Annotated in this window: 10 protein-coding genes; 9 read left to right on the top strand and 1 reads right to left on the bottom strand. The window is 43.3% G+C overall.

What is annotated here, in order from left to right:
• Positions 1-31: 31 nt before the first annotated feature.
• Positions 32-2,515, bottom strand: coding sequence for a penicillin-binding protein 1A (locus QQL66_RS19950; RefSeq protein WP_284383908.1), 2,484 nt, complete (start codon positions 2,513-2,515; stop codon positions 32-34).
• A 171-nt stretch (positions 2,516-2,686) separates the two neighbouring features.
• Here QQL66_RS19950 and QQL66_RS19945 point away from each other — a divergent pair, with 171 nt between their 5' ends.
• The 9 genes from QQL66_RS19945 to gltB all read left to right on the top strand — a co-directional run bounded on the left by QQL66_RS19945 (position 2,687) and on the right by gltB (position 15,753).
• Positions 2,687-3,751 (top strand): pilus assembly protein PilM, encoded by a 1,065-nt coding sequence (locus QQL66_RS19945; protein WP_284383907.1) that lies wholly within the window; start codon positions 2,687-2,689, stop codon positions 3,749-3,751.
• Complete coding sequence (locus QQL66_RS19940; protein WP_284383905.1) at positions 3,751-4,341, top strand: PilN domain-containing protein; 591 nt, start codon at positions 3,751-3,753, stop codon at positions 4,339-4,341. The genes QQL66_RS19945 and QQL66_RS19940 overlap by 1 nt, the downstream gene beginning before the upstream one ends.
• Positions 4,338-4,973: a type IV pilus inner membrane component PilO gene (locus QQL66_RS19935; RefSeq protein ID WP_284383904.1), complete on the top strand. Its 636-nt coding sequence runs from the start codon at positions 4,338-4,340 to the stop codon at positions 4,971-4,973. The genes QQL66_RS19940 and QQL66_RS19935 overlap by 4 nt, the downstream gene beginning before the upstream one ends.
• Positions 4,973-5,521, top strand: a complete 549-nt coding sequence (locus QQL66_RS19930; RefSeq protein ID WP_284383902.1) for a pilus assembly protein PilP — start codon at positions 4,973-4,975, stop codon at positions 5,519-5,521. The genes QQL66_RS19935 and QQL66_RS19930 overlap by 1 nt, the downstream gene beginning before the upstream one ends.
• A 31-nt stretch (positions 5,522-5,552) precedes the next feature.
• On the top strand, positions 5,553-7,784 hold the full coding sequence (locus QQL66_RS19925) for a type IV pilus secretin PilQ (protein WP_284383900.1): 2,232 nt from the start codon (positions 5,553-5,555) through the stop codon (positions 7,782-7,784).
• A gap of 9 nt (positions 7,785-7,793) precedes the next feature.
• Positions 7,794-8,312, top strand: a complete 519-nt coding sequence (gene aroK, locus QQL66_RS19920; protein WP_284384277.1) for a shikimate kinase AroK — start codon at positions 7,794-7,796, stop codon at positions 8,310-8,312.
• 43 nt (positions 8,313-8,355) lie between these two features.
• Positions 8,356-9,429, top strand: a complete 1,074-nt coding sequence (aroB, locus tag QQL66_RS19915; protein ID WP_284383898.1) for a 3-dehydroquinate synthase — start codon at positions 8,356-8,358, stop codon at positions 9,427-9,429.
• A 52-nt stretch (positions 9,430-9,481) separates the two neighbouring features.
• Positions 9,482-11,041: an SPOR domain-containing protein gene (locus QQL66_RS19910; RefSeq protein ID WP_284383897.1), complete on the top strand. Its 1,560-nt coding sequence runs from the start codon at positions 9,482-9,484 to the stop codon at positions 11,039-11,041.
• Positions 11,042-11,301: 260 nt separating this feature from the next.
• Positions 11,302-15,753 (top strand): glutamate synthase large subunit, encoded by a 4,452-nt coding sequence (gltB, locus tag QQL66_RS19905; RefSeq protein ID WP_284383895.1) that lies wholly within the window; start codon positions 11,302-11,304, stop codon positions 15,751-15,753.
• The last annotated feature ends 48 nt before the right edge of the window (positions 15,754-15,801 follow it).

Genomic DNA, 15,801 nt, shown 5'->3' with positions numbered 1-15,801 from the left:
CTGCTGAAATTGTTGGTTAATGAATGAGTTGTTAAAACAACTCATCCAGAACGTCGGTTGGGTGGCCTTGATCGATCAATACAGGGCGTGCGTTGTCTTCTTCTGGTGGTGGTGGGACGTGTTCGCTTCTGAATATCTCGAAGATGGCGTCTTTCTCACCAGGAAGGGCTCTGTGGCCGGTTGTGGGGTTGATGCGAATGGTTACAATGCCTTCCGGTTGTTTGGTGTTGCTTTCGTATGGCGGCAGGGCTTTTTTCATGAAATCAATCCAGATAGGGAGTGCGGCACGGCCGCCGTATTCGTTTCTGCCTAGCGTAGATGGGCTGTCAAAGCCTACCCATACCGTGGTGACGAGATCGCCATTAAACCCTGAGAACCAGGCATCTACTTGATCGTTGGTGGTGCCGGTTTTGCCTGCGATGTCATCTCGGTCGAGTTCTTTTGCTCTTCTGCCTGTGCCTAGTTTGATTACGTCCTTCATCATATCGGTAATGATGTAGATACTTCTCGGGTCGATCTCGGGCTTTTCTGATGTAATTTCAATAGATTGTGCACTTGGTGTGTGATCACCGAAAGGTGTGCTGCTCTCGGTTTTGTCTGCTTCTTTGTTATTGCTTGGATCTGAATTATCGTTGGTTCGAGTAGCGTGTTGTGTATTCGGATTTTGATACACGATATTGCCGTTGAAGTCTTCAATGTGGTCAATTAAATAAGGGGTTATGTTTGTACCGCCGTTTGCGATGGTGCTATAGGCGGTAGCCAGTTCGAGTGGTGTGACAGCTGCACTGCCCAAAGCAATGGAAAGGTCTTTAGGTAGGTGTTGTTCTGAGAAGCCAAACTTTTTGACAGTGTCTATGGTTTGCTTGATGCCAAGCGTTTGAACGATTCGAATGGATATTAAGTTTCTTGATTGGTAAAGCGCTTGTCGGAGACGCGTAGGGCCATAAAACTTTCCGCCTGCGTTTTCAGGACGCCAAGCGGTTTCCAGTTGTTTGTCCTGGAACACTACTGGGGCGTCGTTCACAATTGAGGCGGCAGTAAAACCGTCTTCCAGTGCTGAGTAATAGATGAATGGCTTGAATGCGGAGCCTGCTTGTCTTCTGGCTGAGGTGGCTCGGTTAAACTTACTTGAATAGAATTCAAATCCGCCTTGAAGTGCATTAATGGCACCTGTTTTAGGATTGATTGCTACTAAGGCTGCTTGCGCTTTTGGTAGTTGGCCAAGGCGCCATTCGTCGGTTTCTTGATCTTTATACACTCTGACAATATCACCTGACGCAAGCACATCGCTTGCTTTTCTTACTCTGGGGCCTTTTTTGTCTGCGGAAATGTATTTTCTTGCCCACGTGAGTTGTTTTGTCGGGAGGGATATGAGGTCGCCGTTGCGAGAGATTAAATTGGCTTCATCGTTGGTGACTTCCCAAACTAGCGCAGGAATTAGGTGGTTTACTTGACGATAGTCTTTTAACAAAGCGGTAAGGGACTGAAGGTCTGTCTTTGAATCTTGTGTGTTCAGTAGTGCTGTTATATCAACAGAATCTTCTGGCCCTAGATAGCCATGTCGTTTGCTGTAATCTTCTAGGTGTGTGGCAATCGCCTCCAGACCTGCTGCTTGTTGCGTGCTGTTGATGGATGTGAATATTTTATAGCCGCCGGTATATATGTCATCAGGGAACATATTTAGGGCTTCGGCACGAGCAATGTCTGCAGCATAAAGAGCATCAATTTCTGACTTTGGTGCATGATATTTTGCGGTAACCGGACTTTGTTTGGCGACCACATTTTGGGTGCTTGTTATGTAGTTTAAAGCAAGCATACGATCTAAGATCCAGTTTCTTCTTTCTATGGCTCTTTCGGGATTTCTGATTGGATTATATGCAGATGGGGCTTTAGGTAATCCAGCAATCATTGCAGTTTGAGCTAGAGTTAATTCTTGAACGGGTTTCCCGTAGTAGGTTCTTGCAGCTGCTGCAATTCCGTACGATCTGTGTCCTAGGTAAATTTTGTTTAGGTAGAGCTCTAGGATCTGTTCTTTGGAAAGAGATCGTTCAATTTGAAGTGCTAGAAGAATTTCGTTGAACTTTCTAGAGAAGGTTTTTTCTCTGCTTAAGAAGTAGTTTTTAGCTACTTGCATCGTAATTGTGCTGCCGCCTGACTTGATGCTGCCGGTGGTCGCTAGTTGAAATGCTGCGCGGGCCAGGCCAATTAGGTCAACACCTTGGTGTTCCCAAAAGCGGTTGTCTTCAGCAGAGATGAGTGCGTTAACGAAATTGGTAGGGATTTCGTGATAGTTGATCGGTGTTCGATGCTTTTCACCGTATTCAGCAATGAGCTTCCCGTCCTCTGTAAAAATCTTGAGAGGGACTTGAAGTTGGATGTCCTGAATTTCTTCTACTGCGGGTAGATTGGGGATCAGACAAAGTGTCACGCCTGAGAATATAAGGGAGACAAAACAGATGGCTGAAAAAATCAGGTAAACGGTAATTTTGAAAGTTTTAAATGTGGCCTGGATCATAGAAATCACAAAATCTTTTAGGGAAAAAAATTTAAATTACAAGCTGAGCTGGAATCATATCATTTTGGGGTCTATTTTTTTAGTTCAAGGTTTGCTATATCGATAAACCTGTTATTTAATGTACATTAATATATAGTTCTCGTAAGTGCTCGTACTATTAGGGAATTTTCGGTGTTCGGATTACTTAAAAGAAAAACAACGACGCTGTTGGGGTTGGATATTAGTTCAACAACAGTAAAGCTCATCGAACTCGGACAGCAAGGTAATCGCTACCGTGTGGAGAGTTATGCTGTGGAACCTCTTCCGGATGGTTCTGTGGTTGAAAAGAATATTCAAGACGCTGATGCAGTGGGTGAATCTATCTCTCGTGTTGTAGCTAGAGCGAAGTGTCGTTCTCGTGCTGCTGCTGTGGCCGTTTCGGGCTCGTCGGTGATTACTAAGACCATTGAAGAGAATGCGAATCTTAGTGACGACGATCTTGAAAATAAGATTATGCTGGATGCTCACCAACATATTCCTTTCCCATTAGAAGATGTTTATCTCGATTTCGAAGTGCAGGGTGTACATCCCGATAATCACGATATGGTTGAAGTGATTCTTGCTGCATGTCGTAAAGAGGACGTGGAAGTTCGTGAAGGTGTGTGTACTTTGGGTGGATTGACTGCCAAAGTGGTTGATGTTGAGGCTTATGCACTGGAACGCTCTCTAGAGTTAATTCAAAGTCAGTTGGATGGCGATATTAGCGATATGTTGGTTGCAACGATTGATATTGGTGCAACTACGACTACGTTAAGTGTGCTTAATGAAGGGAAAACCATCTACAACCGAGATCAGGTGTTTGGTGGTAAGCAGTTAACAGAAGAGATCATGCGTCGATATGGTCTTTCATTGGAAGAAGCTGGTCTTGCTAAGAAGCAAGGTGGCTTGCCAGATGATTATGAAGTTGAAGTGCTTCAGCAGTTTAAAGAAGCTGCGGTACAACAGATTAGTCGATCGCTTCAGTTATTCTTTAATGGCTCTCAGTATCATGACGTGAACTATATTGTATTGTCCGGTGGTAGTGCATCTATCCCGGGATTGGACGAGATGGTTCAAGATAAGCTGGGTACGCGAACTATTGTAGCCAACCCATTTATTGATATGTCGATTGCTCCGAAAGTGAATGCAACAGCACTTTCAAATGATGCACCATCTCTTATGGTTGCGTGCGGATTAGCACTGAGGAGTTTTGACTAATGGCAAAGATTAACCTCAGACCTTGGCGTGAAGAGCTTCGACAAGAGAAGCAGCAGCAATTTTTAATTACCTTCGTTGGTGTTTTGGTATTGGCATTTGGTGTTGTGTTTATGTGGCATCAATACCTCAATGGTTTAATTGATGACCAAAAAGCACGGAATCGCTACATTCTTCAGGAAACCGATAAGTTGAAAGAAAAAATTGCCGAAATTGATCAGCTTAAACAAGAAAGAAAGCGTCTTATTGATCGAATGAAAGTCATTCAAGAGTTGCAAGGGAATCGGCCTGTTATTGTAAAGGTGTTTGATGAGCTTGTTCGAACAATTCCAGATGGTATTTACTATGAAACTTTAAGCTTAAAAGGTCAGGAGCTTAATATTTCAGGGGTAGCTGATTCAAACAATAGAATTTCGAGTTTGATGCGAAATTTTGATAATTCAGAGTGGTTCAAAGATCCGAACTTGACATCTGTTCAGGCGATGAAAGGGCAGGGAGGAACAACAAGCAACTTTAAGTTAATTGTGAATCAAACGACCCCGAATGCTGAAGAAGAGGAAAAGGCTGCTAAAGGGCGGAGGAAGAGATCGTGAGTTTATCTGAAACGCTAGAGAAGTTGAATGACCTTGATCTCAGTGAAGTTGATTTTAACAACATGGGGTCTTGGCCTTTACTTGCAAGGGTTACTGTTTTTCTTTTAGTGATTGCGCTCGTTGTGGCTGGAGGTTATTGGTTTCATATAAAAGGGCTTGGCGAAGTTTACGATCGAGAGGTTAGTCAAGAGAAAGCTCTGAAAGAAGATTTTGAAAAGAAGGCTTTTAAAGTAGCAAATCTTGAGGCTTATAAGCAGCAAATGGTAGAAATGGAAGAAACATTTGGCGCTTTGTTACGACAGCTTCCTAGTGATACTGAAGTGGCAGGGCTACTTGAGGATATTACACATACAGGCCTTGGAAGTGGTCTGAAGTTTGAAAAAATTGATCTTCAGCCAGAGGTCGCAAAAGAGTTTTATATTGAGTTACCTTTCAAGATTACAGTTGAAGGAACTTATCATGAGTTAGGCTCTTTTGTAAGTGGTGTTGCTAGTTTACCTCGAATTGTGACTCTTCATGATTTGAATATTCATCATACAAAATCTGAAACCGTAAAAGAAAACGTTTTGGCGATGGATATATTGGCAAGAACCTATCGTTACAACGAAAAAAATACGAGAGGAGGTAAGTGATGCTGTTGAAATGCTTGTCTCGTTTTTTGTTGTTGATTTTAGTGACACTATCTTTGGTTGGCTGTTATGGCCAAAAGGGTTTAAGTGATATTAAAGCTTATATGGCTGAAATCCGCAGTAAGCCTCACGGAAGAATCGAACCATTACCTGAGTTTCATGCTTATGAAGCCTTTACTTACAAAGCAAGTGAACTAAGAGCTCCATTTGAAAAACCAGTTGTGGTAGATGTGGTTGAAACAAAAGTGAAGGAAAATGTTAACTTATTCCCTGATTTTGATCGGACGAAGGAATATTTGGAGCGTTTTCCTATTACTACCCTTTCTATGGTGGGAACTCTTTCCAAAGAAAAAGGCTTTTTATGGGCTCTGGTTAGCGATGAAAATGGAGATGTTCATCGTGTCAAAACAGGAAACTACCTTGGCCAAAATCATGGACAGATAGTGGAAGTAAATGAATTAGGTTTGCAAGTTCTAGAGATTATACCGGATGGTGATGGTGGCTGGGTTCAGAGACCGAGAGCGATTCAGATTGAAGGTTTAGAAGAATAAATAATTGCCACAGTTGAAATTGGTGATGGCTATGAAATTTTACAGTGGGTTCGGGTTAATGAAGATGATTAATGGGAATTTTTTTAAAACAAGGCTAAGGATTCGTTTGTGGGCGCTTTGTCTATTCTTATCCCTTCCTGTTGGGGCTAATGCTGTTAGCTTGAATAGTTTAGACGTGTCTTCACTGGCTAATGAAGGGGTAGAAGTTCGTTTGAAGTTTGATGGAACGCCTCCTGAACCCAAAGGCTATACTATTGAAAAGCCTGCTCGTATATCTATAGATTTAATGGATGTTAAGAGTGGTCTGAAAGAAAAATACCATAAGCTTGGCTTTGGTAATGCTAGAAGTTTAACTGTCATTGAAGCTAAAGACAGAACTCGAGTAATTGTTAATCTTACTGAGCTGGTTGATTATCGGGCTACTGTAGAAGGTGATGCACTTGTTTTGGCGTTAGGAGGCGGTGCTAAAGCCTCTGCTGGGCAGGATGCTCTTGCTAAAGGTGAATCACAAAAGCAATTTGATGATGATAAAAAGTTTATTCAGGATATTGACTTCAGGAGAGGGGAGTCCGGTGAAGGGCGCGTATTAATCACTGTTTCTGACCCCTCTATCGGTGTAGATATGGAGTCTTTAGGAGGGAAGATTTTTGTTACTTTTCCTGATGGTAATGTGGCGCCTGAGTTAATGCGTCGACTGGATGTAACTGACTTTGCAACACCGGTGACGTTTGTTGATATGCTGAAGGAAGATGGTGTTCCGAAATTGACCATCGAGACATCAGCAACTCATGAATATTTAGCTTATCAGACCGATAATTTATTAACGATTAATATTAAGCCAGTGTCAGAGGAAGAAGCGGAGGAGCGTCGTAAGCAAAAATTCCCATACAGTGGCGAGAAATTGTCGTTGAATTTCCAAGATATTGAGGTTCGATCTGTACTTCAGTTGATTGCTGATTTCACTAGTTTGAATCTTGTGGCAAGTGATACCGTTGAAGGGCGTATTACTCTAAGGCTTCAAAATGTTCCTTGGGACCAAGCGTTGGATTTAGTGCTTAAGACTAAAGGGTTGGATAAGCGTAAAATCGGTAACGTTCTTTTGGTTGCTCCGGCTGATGAAATTGCAGCTCGTGAAAAACTTGAATTAGAGGCTCAAAAACAAGTGGCGGAATTGGCTCCGTTAGAGACTGACTTTATTCAAGTTCGCTATGCTAAAGCTGCTGATGTTGTTAATCTCTTATCTTCCGAGCAAGGTTTATTGACTGAGCGTGGAAGTGCTAATGTTGATGAACGAACGAATACTTTGATTGTAAGAGATACTGCTAGAAAGTTAGATGAAATTCGTGATGCGATGAAGGTGCTTGATGTTCCTGTACGCCAGGTATTGATTGAGGCGCGAATAGTTATAGCGACCAAGAACTTAGGAAAAGAGTTGGGTGTTCGTTGGGGAGGAGCTGCTTGGGATCAGGATGCTGATAACTTTAGAGGGATATCAGGTAGTATTGAGGGTGTGAGCTCAGCTAAAGATATTTTTAATAGTCGCAAACAAACTGATTTTAAAAACCAGCAGAGTATTTTAGAGGCGCAGAATAAGTTTTTACAGGATCTTGCGGCTGGTAATGCAACTGTTCCTGATTTTGTTCAGTTGGATGCTTATGAAGATGGTTCAATTGATGATGGTATGGTTGTTGATCTGGCGGCTCAAAGTCCTAACGCGACTACCTTTGCACTAGGGGTTGCAGCTTTCGATTATGTGATTGATCTGGAATTGTCTGCTTTAGAAACCGAAGGTAAAGGTGAAATTATTTCTCAACCTAAGATTATTACTGCAGATGGCCAAACTGCACGTATTGAGTCTGGTACAGAAATTCCATATCAGGAAGCTTCTTCTAGTGGTGCAACAACAACGTCATTTAAAGATGCAGTACTGTCTCTAGAAGTGACACCACAGATTACTCCTGATGACCGAATTATTATGGACTTGAAGATCAATCAAGACTCTGTGGGTGAAATTTTCAATGGTATTCCAAGTATTGATACTCAGGCATTGGAAACACAAGTGATCGTTGAGAATGGCGAAACGATTGTGCTTGGTGGTATATTCCGTGGTGAGGATGTTGAGCAGGTAGAGAAAACCCCATTCTTGGGTGACTTGCCCTACATTGGTGCATTGTTTAGAAGAACAACTCAAACAGAAGATAAAGCTGAGTTGTTGATGTTTATTACGCCTAAGTTAGTGAAGGATACCTTGTCTGTTCGTTAATAAAGGGCTATCAAGGGGTTAGTTATTAATATCTTTTTAGTTGGGCCGATGGGTGCGGGAAAAAGCACCATCGGCAGGCTCTTATCTACAGAGTTAGACCTTCCGTTTTATGATTCGGACAAAGTAATTGAGGAGCGAGCTGGGGCCAATATCCCTTGGATATTTGATGTTGAAGGTGAAGTGGGTTTTAGGGAACGTGAAACTCAAGCTATTGCAGATTTAACTGCCCAGGATAATATTATTTTAGCCACTGGGGGTGGTGCTGTTCTGAAACCGGAAAACAGGAAGTACCTCAGTGAACGTGGCTCGGTAATCTATCTGAAAACCTCCGTTGAATTGCAAATTGAACGTACCCGTCGAGACAAGAATAGACCTTTGCTTCAGACAGAAGATCCGACTCGGGTTCTTCAAAAACTAATGGATATTCGAGATCCTTTGTATATGGACGTGTGTGATCATGTGGTTACCACTGACAAAAGGAATCCTAAGTTAGTGGTATCAGAAATTTGTCGAGTGCTTGATATCTAGCTTTGTATCTATAGAAGTAATTAATTTCTGAGTATTGAAATATATGGAAACACTGAAAGTCGATTTGGGTGAGCGTTCTTACCCTATCTTTATTGGTGAAGGCTTGCTTGGGAACTCTGAGCTACTTGTTCCTTACATCGCTGGTCAGCAAGTGATGATTGTGACGAATGAGACCGTTGCACCGCTCTATTTAGAGCAATTAAAAACAGGACTGGAAGGCTTTCAGGTTGATGAGGTTATCTTGCCTGATGGTGAAGAGTTTAAAAATGCTTCCAGTCTCGACCTTATTTATACCGAGTTGTTAAAAAAACGCCATAACCGTAAAACGACGCTTATCGCATTGGGCGGCGGTGTTGTTGGTGATATGTGTGGTTATGCGGCGGCATCTTATCAGCGGGGTGTTGATTTTATTCAGGTGCCTACGACTTTATTATCCCAAGTGGATTCCTCTGTTGGAGGAAAAACGGGTATTAATCATCCGCTAGGTAAAAACATGGTTGGGGCGTTTCATCAGCCTAATGTTGTGATTGCAGATACCTCGACCTTGCGTACTCTTCCTGAAAGGGAATTGTCAGCAGGTATTGCAGAGGTTATTAAATATGGCTTAATCCGAGATCCTGAGTTTTTGTCATGGATCGAAAGTAATATTGAAAACCTTTTGAAATGTGATTCAGAGGCATTAACTAAAGCGATTTTTGAGTCTTGTCGGAATAAAGCAGAGATAGTGGCTGAGGATGAGCTGGAGTCAGGTTGCCGTGCTTTGTTAAATCTTGGACACACCTTTGGTCATGCTATTGAAGCTCATCAGGGCTATGGAAAATGGTTGCATGGAGAAGCTGTTGGTACTGGGATGGTGATGGCAGCTCACATGTCTCGTGAGTTGGGTTGGTTGAGTTCCGACGAATACACTCAAGTGTGTTCGTTGGTGGAAAAGGCTAAATTGCCCGCGCGATCCCCAGACAATATGACGCCTGATGACTTTGTAGAGTATATGTCTTTGGACAAAAAAAACTTGGACCACCGTATTCGCCTTGTGCTGCTGAAAAAGCTGGGAGAGGCGGTCATTACGTCTGACTATCCTCAAGATGTGTTTATGAACACCTTATCTAGTTGCTAGTAGATAAGCATGGTATGTTAGTGTTTTAGACAAAAGGACTAAGGAAGACAATATGTCGACGGTAGCTCAACCTGAAATGACTGGGTTTGAATCTGAACAGGTACGATCACCACTTGTATCTAATCGATTTTTTCCTGGTGGGCAGCGTGGTGAGTTATTGGATCAAATTGTTCACTTAGCCCGTTTCGGTTCAATGACTGTAAATGTGACAGGTGAGGCTGGTGTTGGAAAAAGTCACCTGTTACATGCAGTAAAAGCTTCATTGCCTGGGAATGCTATTGAAGTTCAAGCTTCTTTGTTGATGTCTTCCTCTGAATTACTTAATCAGATGTTGCATCAATTAATGGCAAATCGCTTTCATCATGACCTTCCTGATTTGCCTTCTACCAGTGATGAGGGTGCTCTTCTTTCATTAATTGGTTCTTATCTTTTAAGACTTGCCGATTCTGGTAATAGTATTGTCTTTCTTATTGATGATGCTCATGAAATTAGTGAAGACGCTTTAGAAGTACTGTTGGCACTGGTTCATGACAAAAAGTATCGGGAGACAGTTCAATGTATTCTGTTCTCCGAGCTTTATATTGAAAAGCATCTTTTAAAGCCTTCTGTGAAAGCAGCAGGAGGGGAGCAGGTGTTTACCCTTAGGGTTCCTGTTATGGATCGGGCTTCTATTGCCGAGTACCTAAACTTTATTGAATCAGTGAAGCCCGAGTCAGAGCGAATTATGTACTCTGAGAGTGATATTAATGTCATTCATGAATTGTCCGAAGGGAAGCTTGGTCAGGTGAATGCTGCCATCCGATCATTGCTGGAAAGGGAAATGCCGTCGGCTGTTAATAGTGCTTCTTTTTCACTGCCAAAATATCAGTATGCGGTACTGGTTGTTGTTGCATTAATTCTTGGTGGGATTGCGTTCTTTTATCAGGCAGAAAAGAGTCAAAACCCAGAGGGTGAAGTGGTTAGGAAGGAGCAGCTTGAACCTGTTATTACGGGGCAGAAAGTCGAAGAAGTTGAAGAACTCTCATCTCTTTCCGTCGCTGAAGAGGAAAAGCCAGTAAGCAGTAGGCCTGCTTCCAGTAGCTTATTGGAACAGCTTCGGAAGAAGCAGGAAGAGCTGCTTGAAGAACGTAAGAATATTTCTGCTGTCGGTACTAAGCAAGCCGAACAAGAACTTCAAGGCAATGAGCTAAATGTATCTATTGCAGAGGTTTCAGCAGAGAAGGATGTGGAGCGTCCGCGTCCGATCGATGCACCTAAACCTGCAGTTGTTACTCAACAGACCCAAGATAAATCAGTGAAATCGGTGGGTCAGGATGATGCTGGTAAGCATCTTTCTATACAGTGGATTGCGGCACAGCCAGGCAATCGCTATACCATTCAGATATTGGGAGCTCATTCCAAGCAAAACGTCACTCGTTATGTGGATGGGTTTAAGGGTGATAAATCCCAGCTTCATCTTTATGAGGGTGTATTGCGAGGTCAACCTTGGTTTGTTTTGATCTATGGAAGCTTTGAGAATCGTGAATCTGCAAAAAAAACAGGTACAGAGTTAGGCTTGAAAGATCTTTGGATTCGTAATTTCTCTGCAATTCAGAAGGAGATGATTCGCTAGTATCCGGGAATTTTAGTAGTATTATTCATTCCTTTCTTTTTGAATTATTCCACATCTTCTTTTCTCCTTAAGAAGTCGCATATTTGAATAGACTCGTCGCATTTCTGTACGGATTTTGCGTAAAAGTTTGTTACCTGCCACTGTTTTGTGTAAAATTGTCGCCCCTTTGCCTGCGTGGAGGCTTTTCGCAGGTGTTTTGAGCCTAGGTATTTGTCGTGGCTCGGTTAAGAATTTTAAGATTAGCTAGGTGAGAGTGGCTTATGAGTAAAGGTCTTTATCATCCTGGGGATGTCAGAGATAACTGTGGTTTTGGTCTGATTGCTCACATGAGCGGTGAAGCTAGCCACCACTTGTTAGAGACTGCAATTGAAGCTCTAACTTGCATGACCCATCGTGGTGGTATTGCTGCAGACGGTAAAACAGGCGACGGTTGTGGTCTTCTGATTAAAAAACCAGATGCATTCCTCAGAGAAGTAGCAAATGAACAGTTTGGGAAAAGCCTAGCTGATCAGTATGCCGTTGCGATGCTGTTCCTTGATTTGAATGAGGAATTGGCCAGCACACAACGTTCTAACGTTGAAGCGGCTGTGAAAGCAGAAGGATTAACCGTAGCTGGTTGGCGTGTTGTGCCAACGAATAATGATTGTCTTGGTCCTATGGCGATTGATGTATTGCCTCGATTCGAGCAACTATTTATTGAAGCGCCGGAAGGTTTAACTGAACAAGAGTTCATGGTTAAGCTGTTTGTTACCAAACGCCGAGCTGAACAAGCCAATACGGGCCAGGAAAACTTCTACATCTGTAGTATGTCATCAGAAGTTCTGTCTTATAAAGGCTTGATGATGCCTGTTGATTTGCCAAGTTTTTATTTAGATCTTGGTGATGAGCGCGTTACTACCTCTATTTGTGTATTCCACCAAAGATTTTCTACGAATACCTTACCTCGTTGGCCGTTGGCTCAACCGTTCCGTTATCTTGCGCATAATGGTGAGATTAATACGGTTGAAGGTAACCGTAACTGGGCTAAAGCTCGTGGTAGCAAGTATGCTACGCCACTTATCCCTGAGCTAAATGATCTGCAGCCAGTTGTAAACACTACTGGATCTGACTCTTCTAGTATGGATAACATGCTTGAGTTGTTGCTTGCAGGTGGTATGGACCTAGCTCAAGCGTTGCGATTGATTATTCCGCCAGCTTGGCAAAATGCCGAGACGATGGATCCAGATCTGCGTGCCTTCTACGAATATACTTCCATGCACTGTGAAGCATGGGATGGCCCTGCGGGCGTTGTAATGACTGATGGTCGTCATGCGGTATGTATGCTTGACCGTAACGGTCTTCGCCCTGCTCGTTGGGTAACGACTAAAAATGGTTATATTACTTTGGCATCAGAAATCGGTGTATATGATTATGCTCCTGAAGATGTTGTTGCCAAAGGTCGTGTAGGACCGGGTCAAATGCTTGTTATTGACACAAGCACTGGTGAAGTTCTGCATACCAAAGATATTGATGAGCGTCTGAAAAACTCAAACCCTTATAAGAAGTGGTTGAAAGAGAACGCTATTCGTATTGAATCTTCTATGAGCGAAGAACTTCAACAGGCAGAGAGCCTGGATCAGGAAGTTCTGAAAGCCAACATGAAGATGTATCAAGTGACATTCGAAGAACGTGATCAGGTACTGCGTCCATTGGCTGAAGGTGGCCAGGAAGCCGTTGGATCAATGGGTGATGATACGCCTATGGCTGTGTTGTCTCAGAAGATCCGTCCGGTCAGTGATTTCTTCCGTCAGAAATTTGCTCAGGTTACAAACCCGCCAATCGATCCATTACGTGAAACCATCGTAATGTCTTTAGAGACATGTATTGGTGCTGAGCGAAATGTATTTGAGTTTTCGCCGGAGCATGCGTCTCGTATTATTTTGACGACGCCTATTCTTTCTGGCAGTAAAGTAAACAAGCTGGCTTCGTTGGAAGACGATCGTTTCCGAGCTGGTGTCGTGAAGCTTGAGTATACTGCGGAAGAAGGTCTTGAAGCCGCTGTTAAACGTGTATGTGATGAAGCGGTTGATCTAGTTAAATCAGGAACAACGCTGGTTATTCTTTCTGATCGTGAGATCTCGGAAGGTAAACTGCCTGTTAACTCGTTCATGGCAACGGGTGCAGTTCACCACCGTCTGATCAACGAAGGTCTTCGTTGTGATTCAAACATCATTGTTGAAACCGGTTGGGCTCGTGATTCTCATCACTGTGCTGTATTGATTGGTTTTGGTGCTACTGCAATCCATCCTTATCTTGCGTACGAAACACTTTGTGATCTTGTACGTTCTGGTGAGTTGGTTATGGATCCAATCGAAGCTCAGAAGAACTACCGTAAAGGTATCAATAAAGGGCTTCTGAAAATCCTATCTAAGATGGGTATTTCTACGATTGCATCTTACCGTGGTTCACAATTATTTGAATGTATTGGTCTGAATCAATCTGTTGTTGATCTGTGCTTTACTGGTGTTGCTAACCGTATTCAAGGTGCTGACTTCAGTGATCTTCAGGAAGATCAACAAATGTTGGCTGATCTTGCATCGCGTAAGCGTAAGCCAATCACCCAAGGTGGTTTCCTGAAGTTTGTACACAACAGCGAATATCACACCTATAACCCGGATGTAGTTAAGTTACTTCAGGACGCAGTTCAGAATGGTGATCAGCGTGCCTATGATCAGTACGCTGAATTGGTTAATGAGCGTCCGATTGCTACATTGCGCGACATGTTTAAGTTGAAAACCGGTGTTAACCCGATTTCAATTGATGACGTTGAGCCGTTAGAAAGTATTTATCCTCGTTTTGACTCTGCGGCTATGTCGCTTGGTGCACTTTCTCCTGAAGCGCACGAAGCTTTGGCTGTAGCGATGAACCGCCTTGGTGGTCGTTCAAACTCTGGTGAGGGTGGTGAGGATCCTGTTCGTTACGGTACAGAGAAACGTTCGAAAATTAAGCAAATCGCCTCTGGTCGTTTTGGTGTAACCCCTCATTACCTAGTGAATGCAGACGTTCTACAGATTAAAGTAGCTCAGGGTGCTAAGCCGGGTGAAGGTGGACAGTTACCAGGTGGTAAGGTAAATGATCTGATCGCGCGCTTGCGTTATTCAGTGCCTGGTGTGACCTTGATTTCACCGCCTCCGCATCATGACATTTATTCAATTGAAGATTTGGCACAGCTGATCTTCGACTTGAAACAAGTGAACCCAGAAGCGCAAGTGTCTGTGAAGCTTGTGTCTGAGCCAGGCGTAGGTACGATTGCTGCTGGTGTGGCTAAAGCGTACGCTGACTTGATTACGATTTCTGGCTACGATGGTGGTACCGCTGCGAGTCCGTTAACATCGATTAAACATGCTGGTTCTCCTTGGGAACTAGGTTTGAGTGAAGCCCATCAGGCACTTCGTTTTAATGATCTTCGTGACAAAGTTCGTCTTCAAACAGACGGTGGTATGAAGACTGGGGTTGATGTGGTTAAGGCTGCAATTTTGGGTGCTGAAAGCTATGGCTTTGGTACGGCTCCAATGGTGGCTTTGGGTTGTAAGATCCTTCGTATCTGTCACTTGAATAACTGTGCGACCGGTGTTGCAACGCAAGATGATCTGCTTCGTGATAAGCACTTTATTGGCACGGTTGAAATGGTGATGAACTATTTCCGTTTCGTGGCACAAGAAGTTCGTCAGTTGCTTGCAGATATGGGTGTTAAATCATTGGAAGAGCTTGTGGGTCGTACTGACTTGCTTGAAATTCTGGATGGTATCACTGAGCGTCAAGCCAAGCTTGACCTGACACCAATTCTTGATAACAGCTTTGTTCCGGCAGATAAGCCACAGACATGTGCTGTACAGAAGAATGCTCCTTACGATGAAGGCGCTAAGAATACGCAAATCGTTGAAGAAGTTCTTTCTGCAGTTGAAGCTAAGTCAGGTGGTGAGTTTGAGTTTACAGTAACTAACTGTGACCGTTCGGTAGGTGCTCGTTTATCTGGTGAGATTGCCAAGCGCTATGGCAACTTGGGGATGGCTGATGCTCCTGTTACTTTGAATCTTAAAGGTACTGCAGGCCAAAGTTTTGGTGTTTGGAACGCCGGTGGTTTGGTAATGCGCCTTGAAGGTGATGCAAACGACTACGTTGGTAAAGGTATGGCTGGCGGTAAGCTGGTGATTCGTCCGCCAGAAGGTAGTCAGTTTGAGACTCAAGAAACCTCCATTATTGGTAACACGTGTTTGTACGGTGCAACAGGTGGTACGTTGTTTGCGGCTGGTACAGCGGGTGAGCGATTTGCAGTTCGTAACTCGGGTGCACATGCTGTTATCGAAGGTGCAGGCGATCACTGTTGTGAATATATGACGGGTGGTTTTGTTACTGTTCTTGGGAATGTAGGTGTGAACTTTGGTGCTGGTATGACAGGCGGTTTCGCTTATGTACTGGATCAGGATCGTACCTTTGTTGACTGTTATAATCATGAGTTGATTGATATCCATCGTATCACTCAAGAGTCAATGGAAGAGTACCGTAATCACCTGCGTCAAGTGATCACTGAGTACGTTGCTGAAACTGGCAGTGCTTGGGGTCAACAGATTCTAGATGATTTTGATGGCTTCGTTGGTAAGTTCTGGTTGGTAAAACCAAAAGCAGCAAGCCTGGGTAAATTGTTAGATAGCATGAAGTCGCGTCCTGAATAAGGGCGCGAGTTATCTTGACAATAACCCGTGAACGAAGCTTGAGAAAAG

Source organism: Litoribrevibacter albus (assembly GCF_030159995.1).
Lineage (GTDB): Bacteria > Pseudomonadota > Gammaproteobacteria > Pseudomonadales > Litoribrevibacteraceae > Litoribrevibacter > Litoribrevibacter albus.
The sequence above is the reverse complement of the archived record's forward strand: the minus strand, read 5'-3'. Positions and strand labels throughout refer to the sequence as shown.

Coding starts and splice junctions, on each gene's coding strand:
- QQL66_RS19940 (WP_284383905.1), top strand. CDS start 3,751: ATGGCAAAGATTAACCTCAGACCTTGGCGTGAAGAGCTTCGACAAGAG.
- QQL66_RS19925 (WP_284383900.1), top strand. CDS start 5,553: ATGAAATTTTACAGTGGGTTCGGGTTAATGAAGATGATTAATGGGAAT.
- QQL66_RS19930 (WP_284383902.1), top strand. CDS start 4,973: ATGCTGTTGAAATGCTTGTCTCGTTTTTTGTTGTTGATTTTAGTGACA.
- aroB (WP_284383898.1), top strand. CDS start 8,356: ATGGAAACACTGAAAGTCGATTTGGGTGAGCGTTCTTACCCTATCTTT.
- QQL66_RS19950 (WP_284383908.1), bottom strand. CDS start 2,515: ATGATCCAGGCCACATTTAAAACTTTCAAAATTACCGTTTACCTGATT.
- QQL66_RS19910 (WP_284383897.1), top strand. CDS start 9,482: ATGTCGACGGTAGCTCAACCTGAAATGACTGGGTTTGAATCTGAACAG.
- gltB (WP_284383895.1), top strand. CDS start 11,302: ATGAGTAAAGGTCTTTATCATCCTGGGGATGTCAGAGATAACTGTGGT.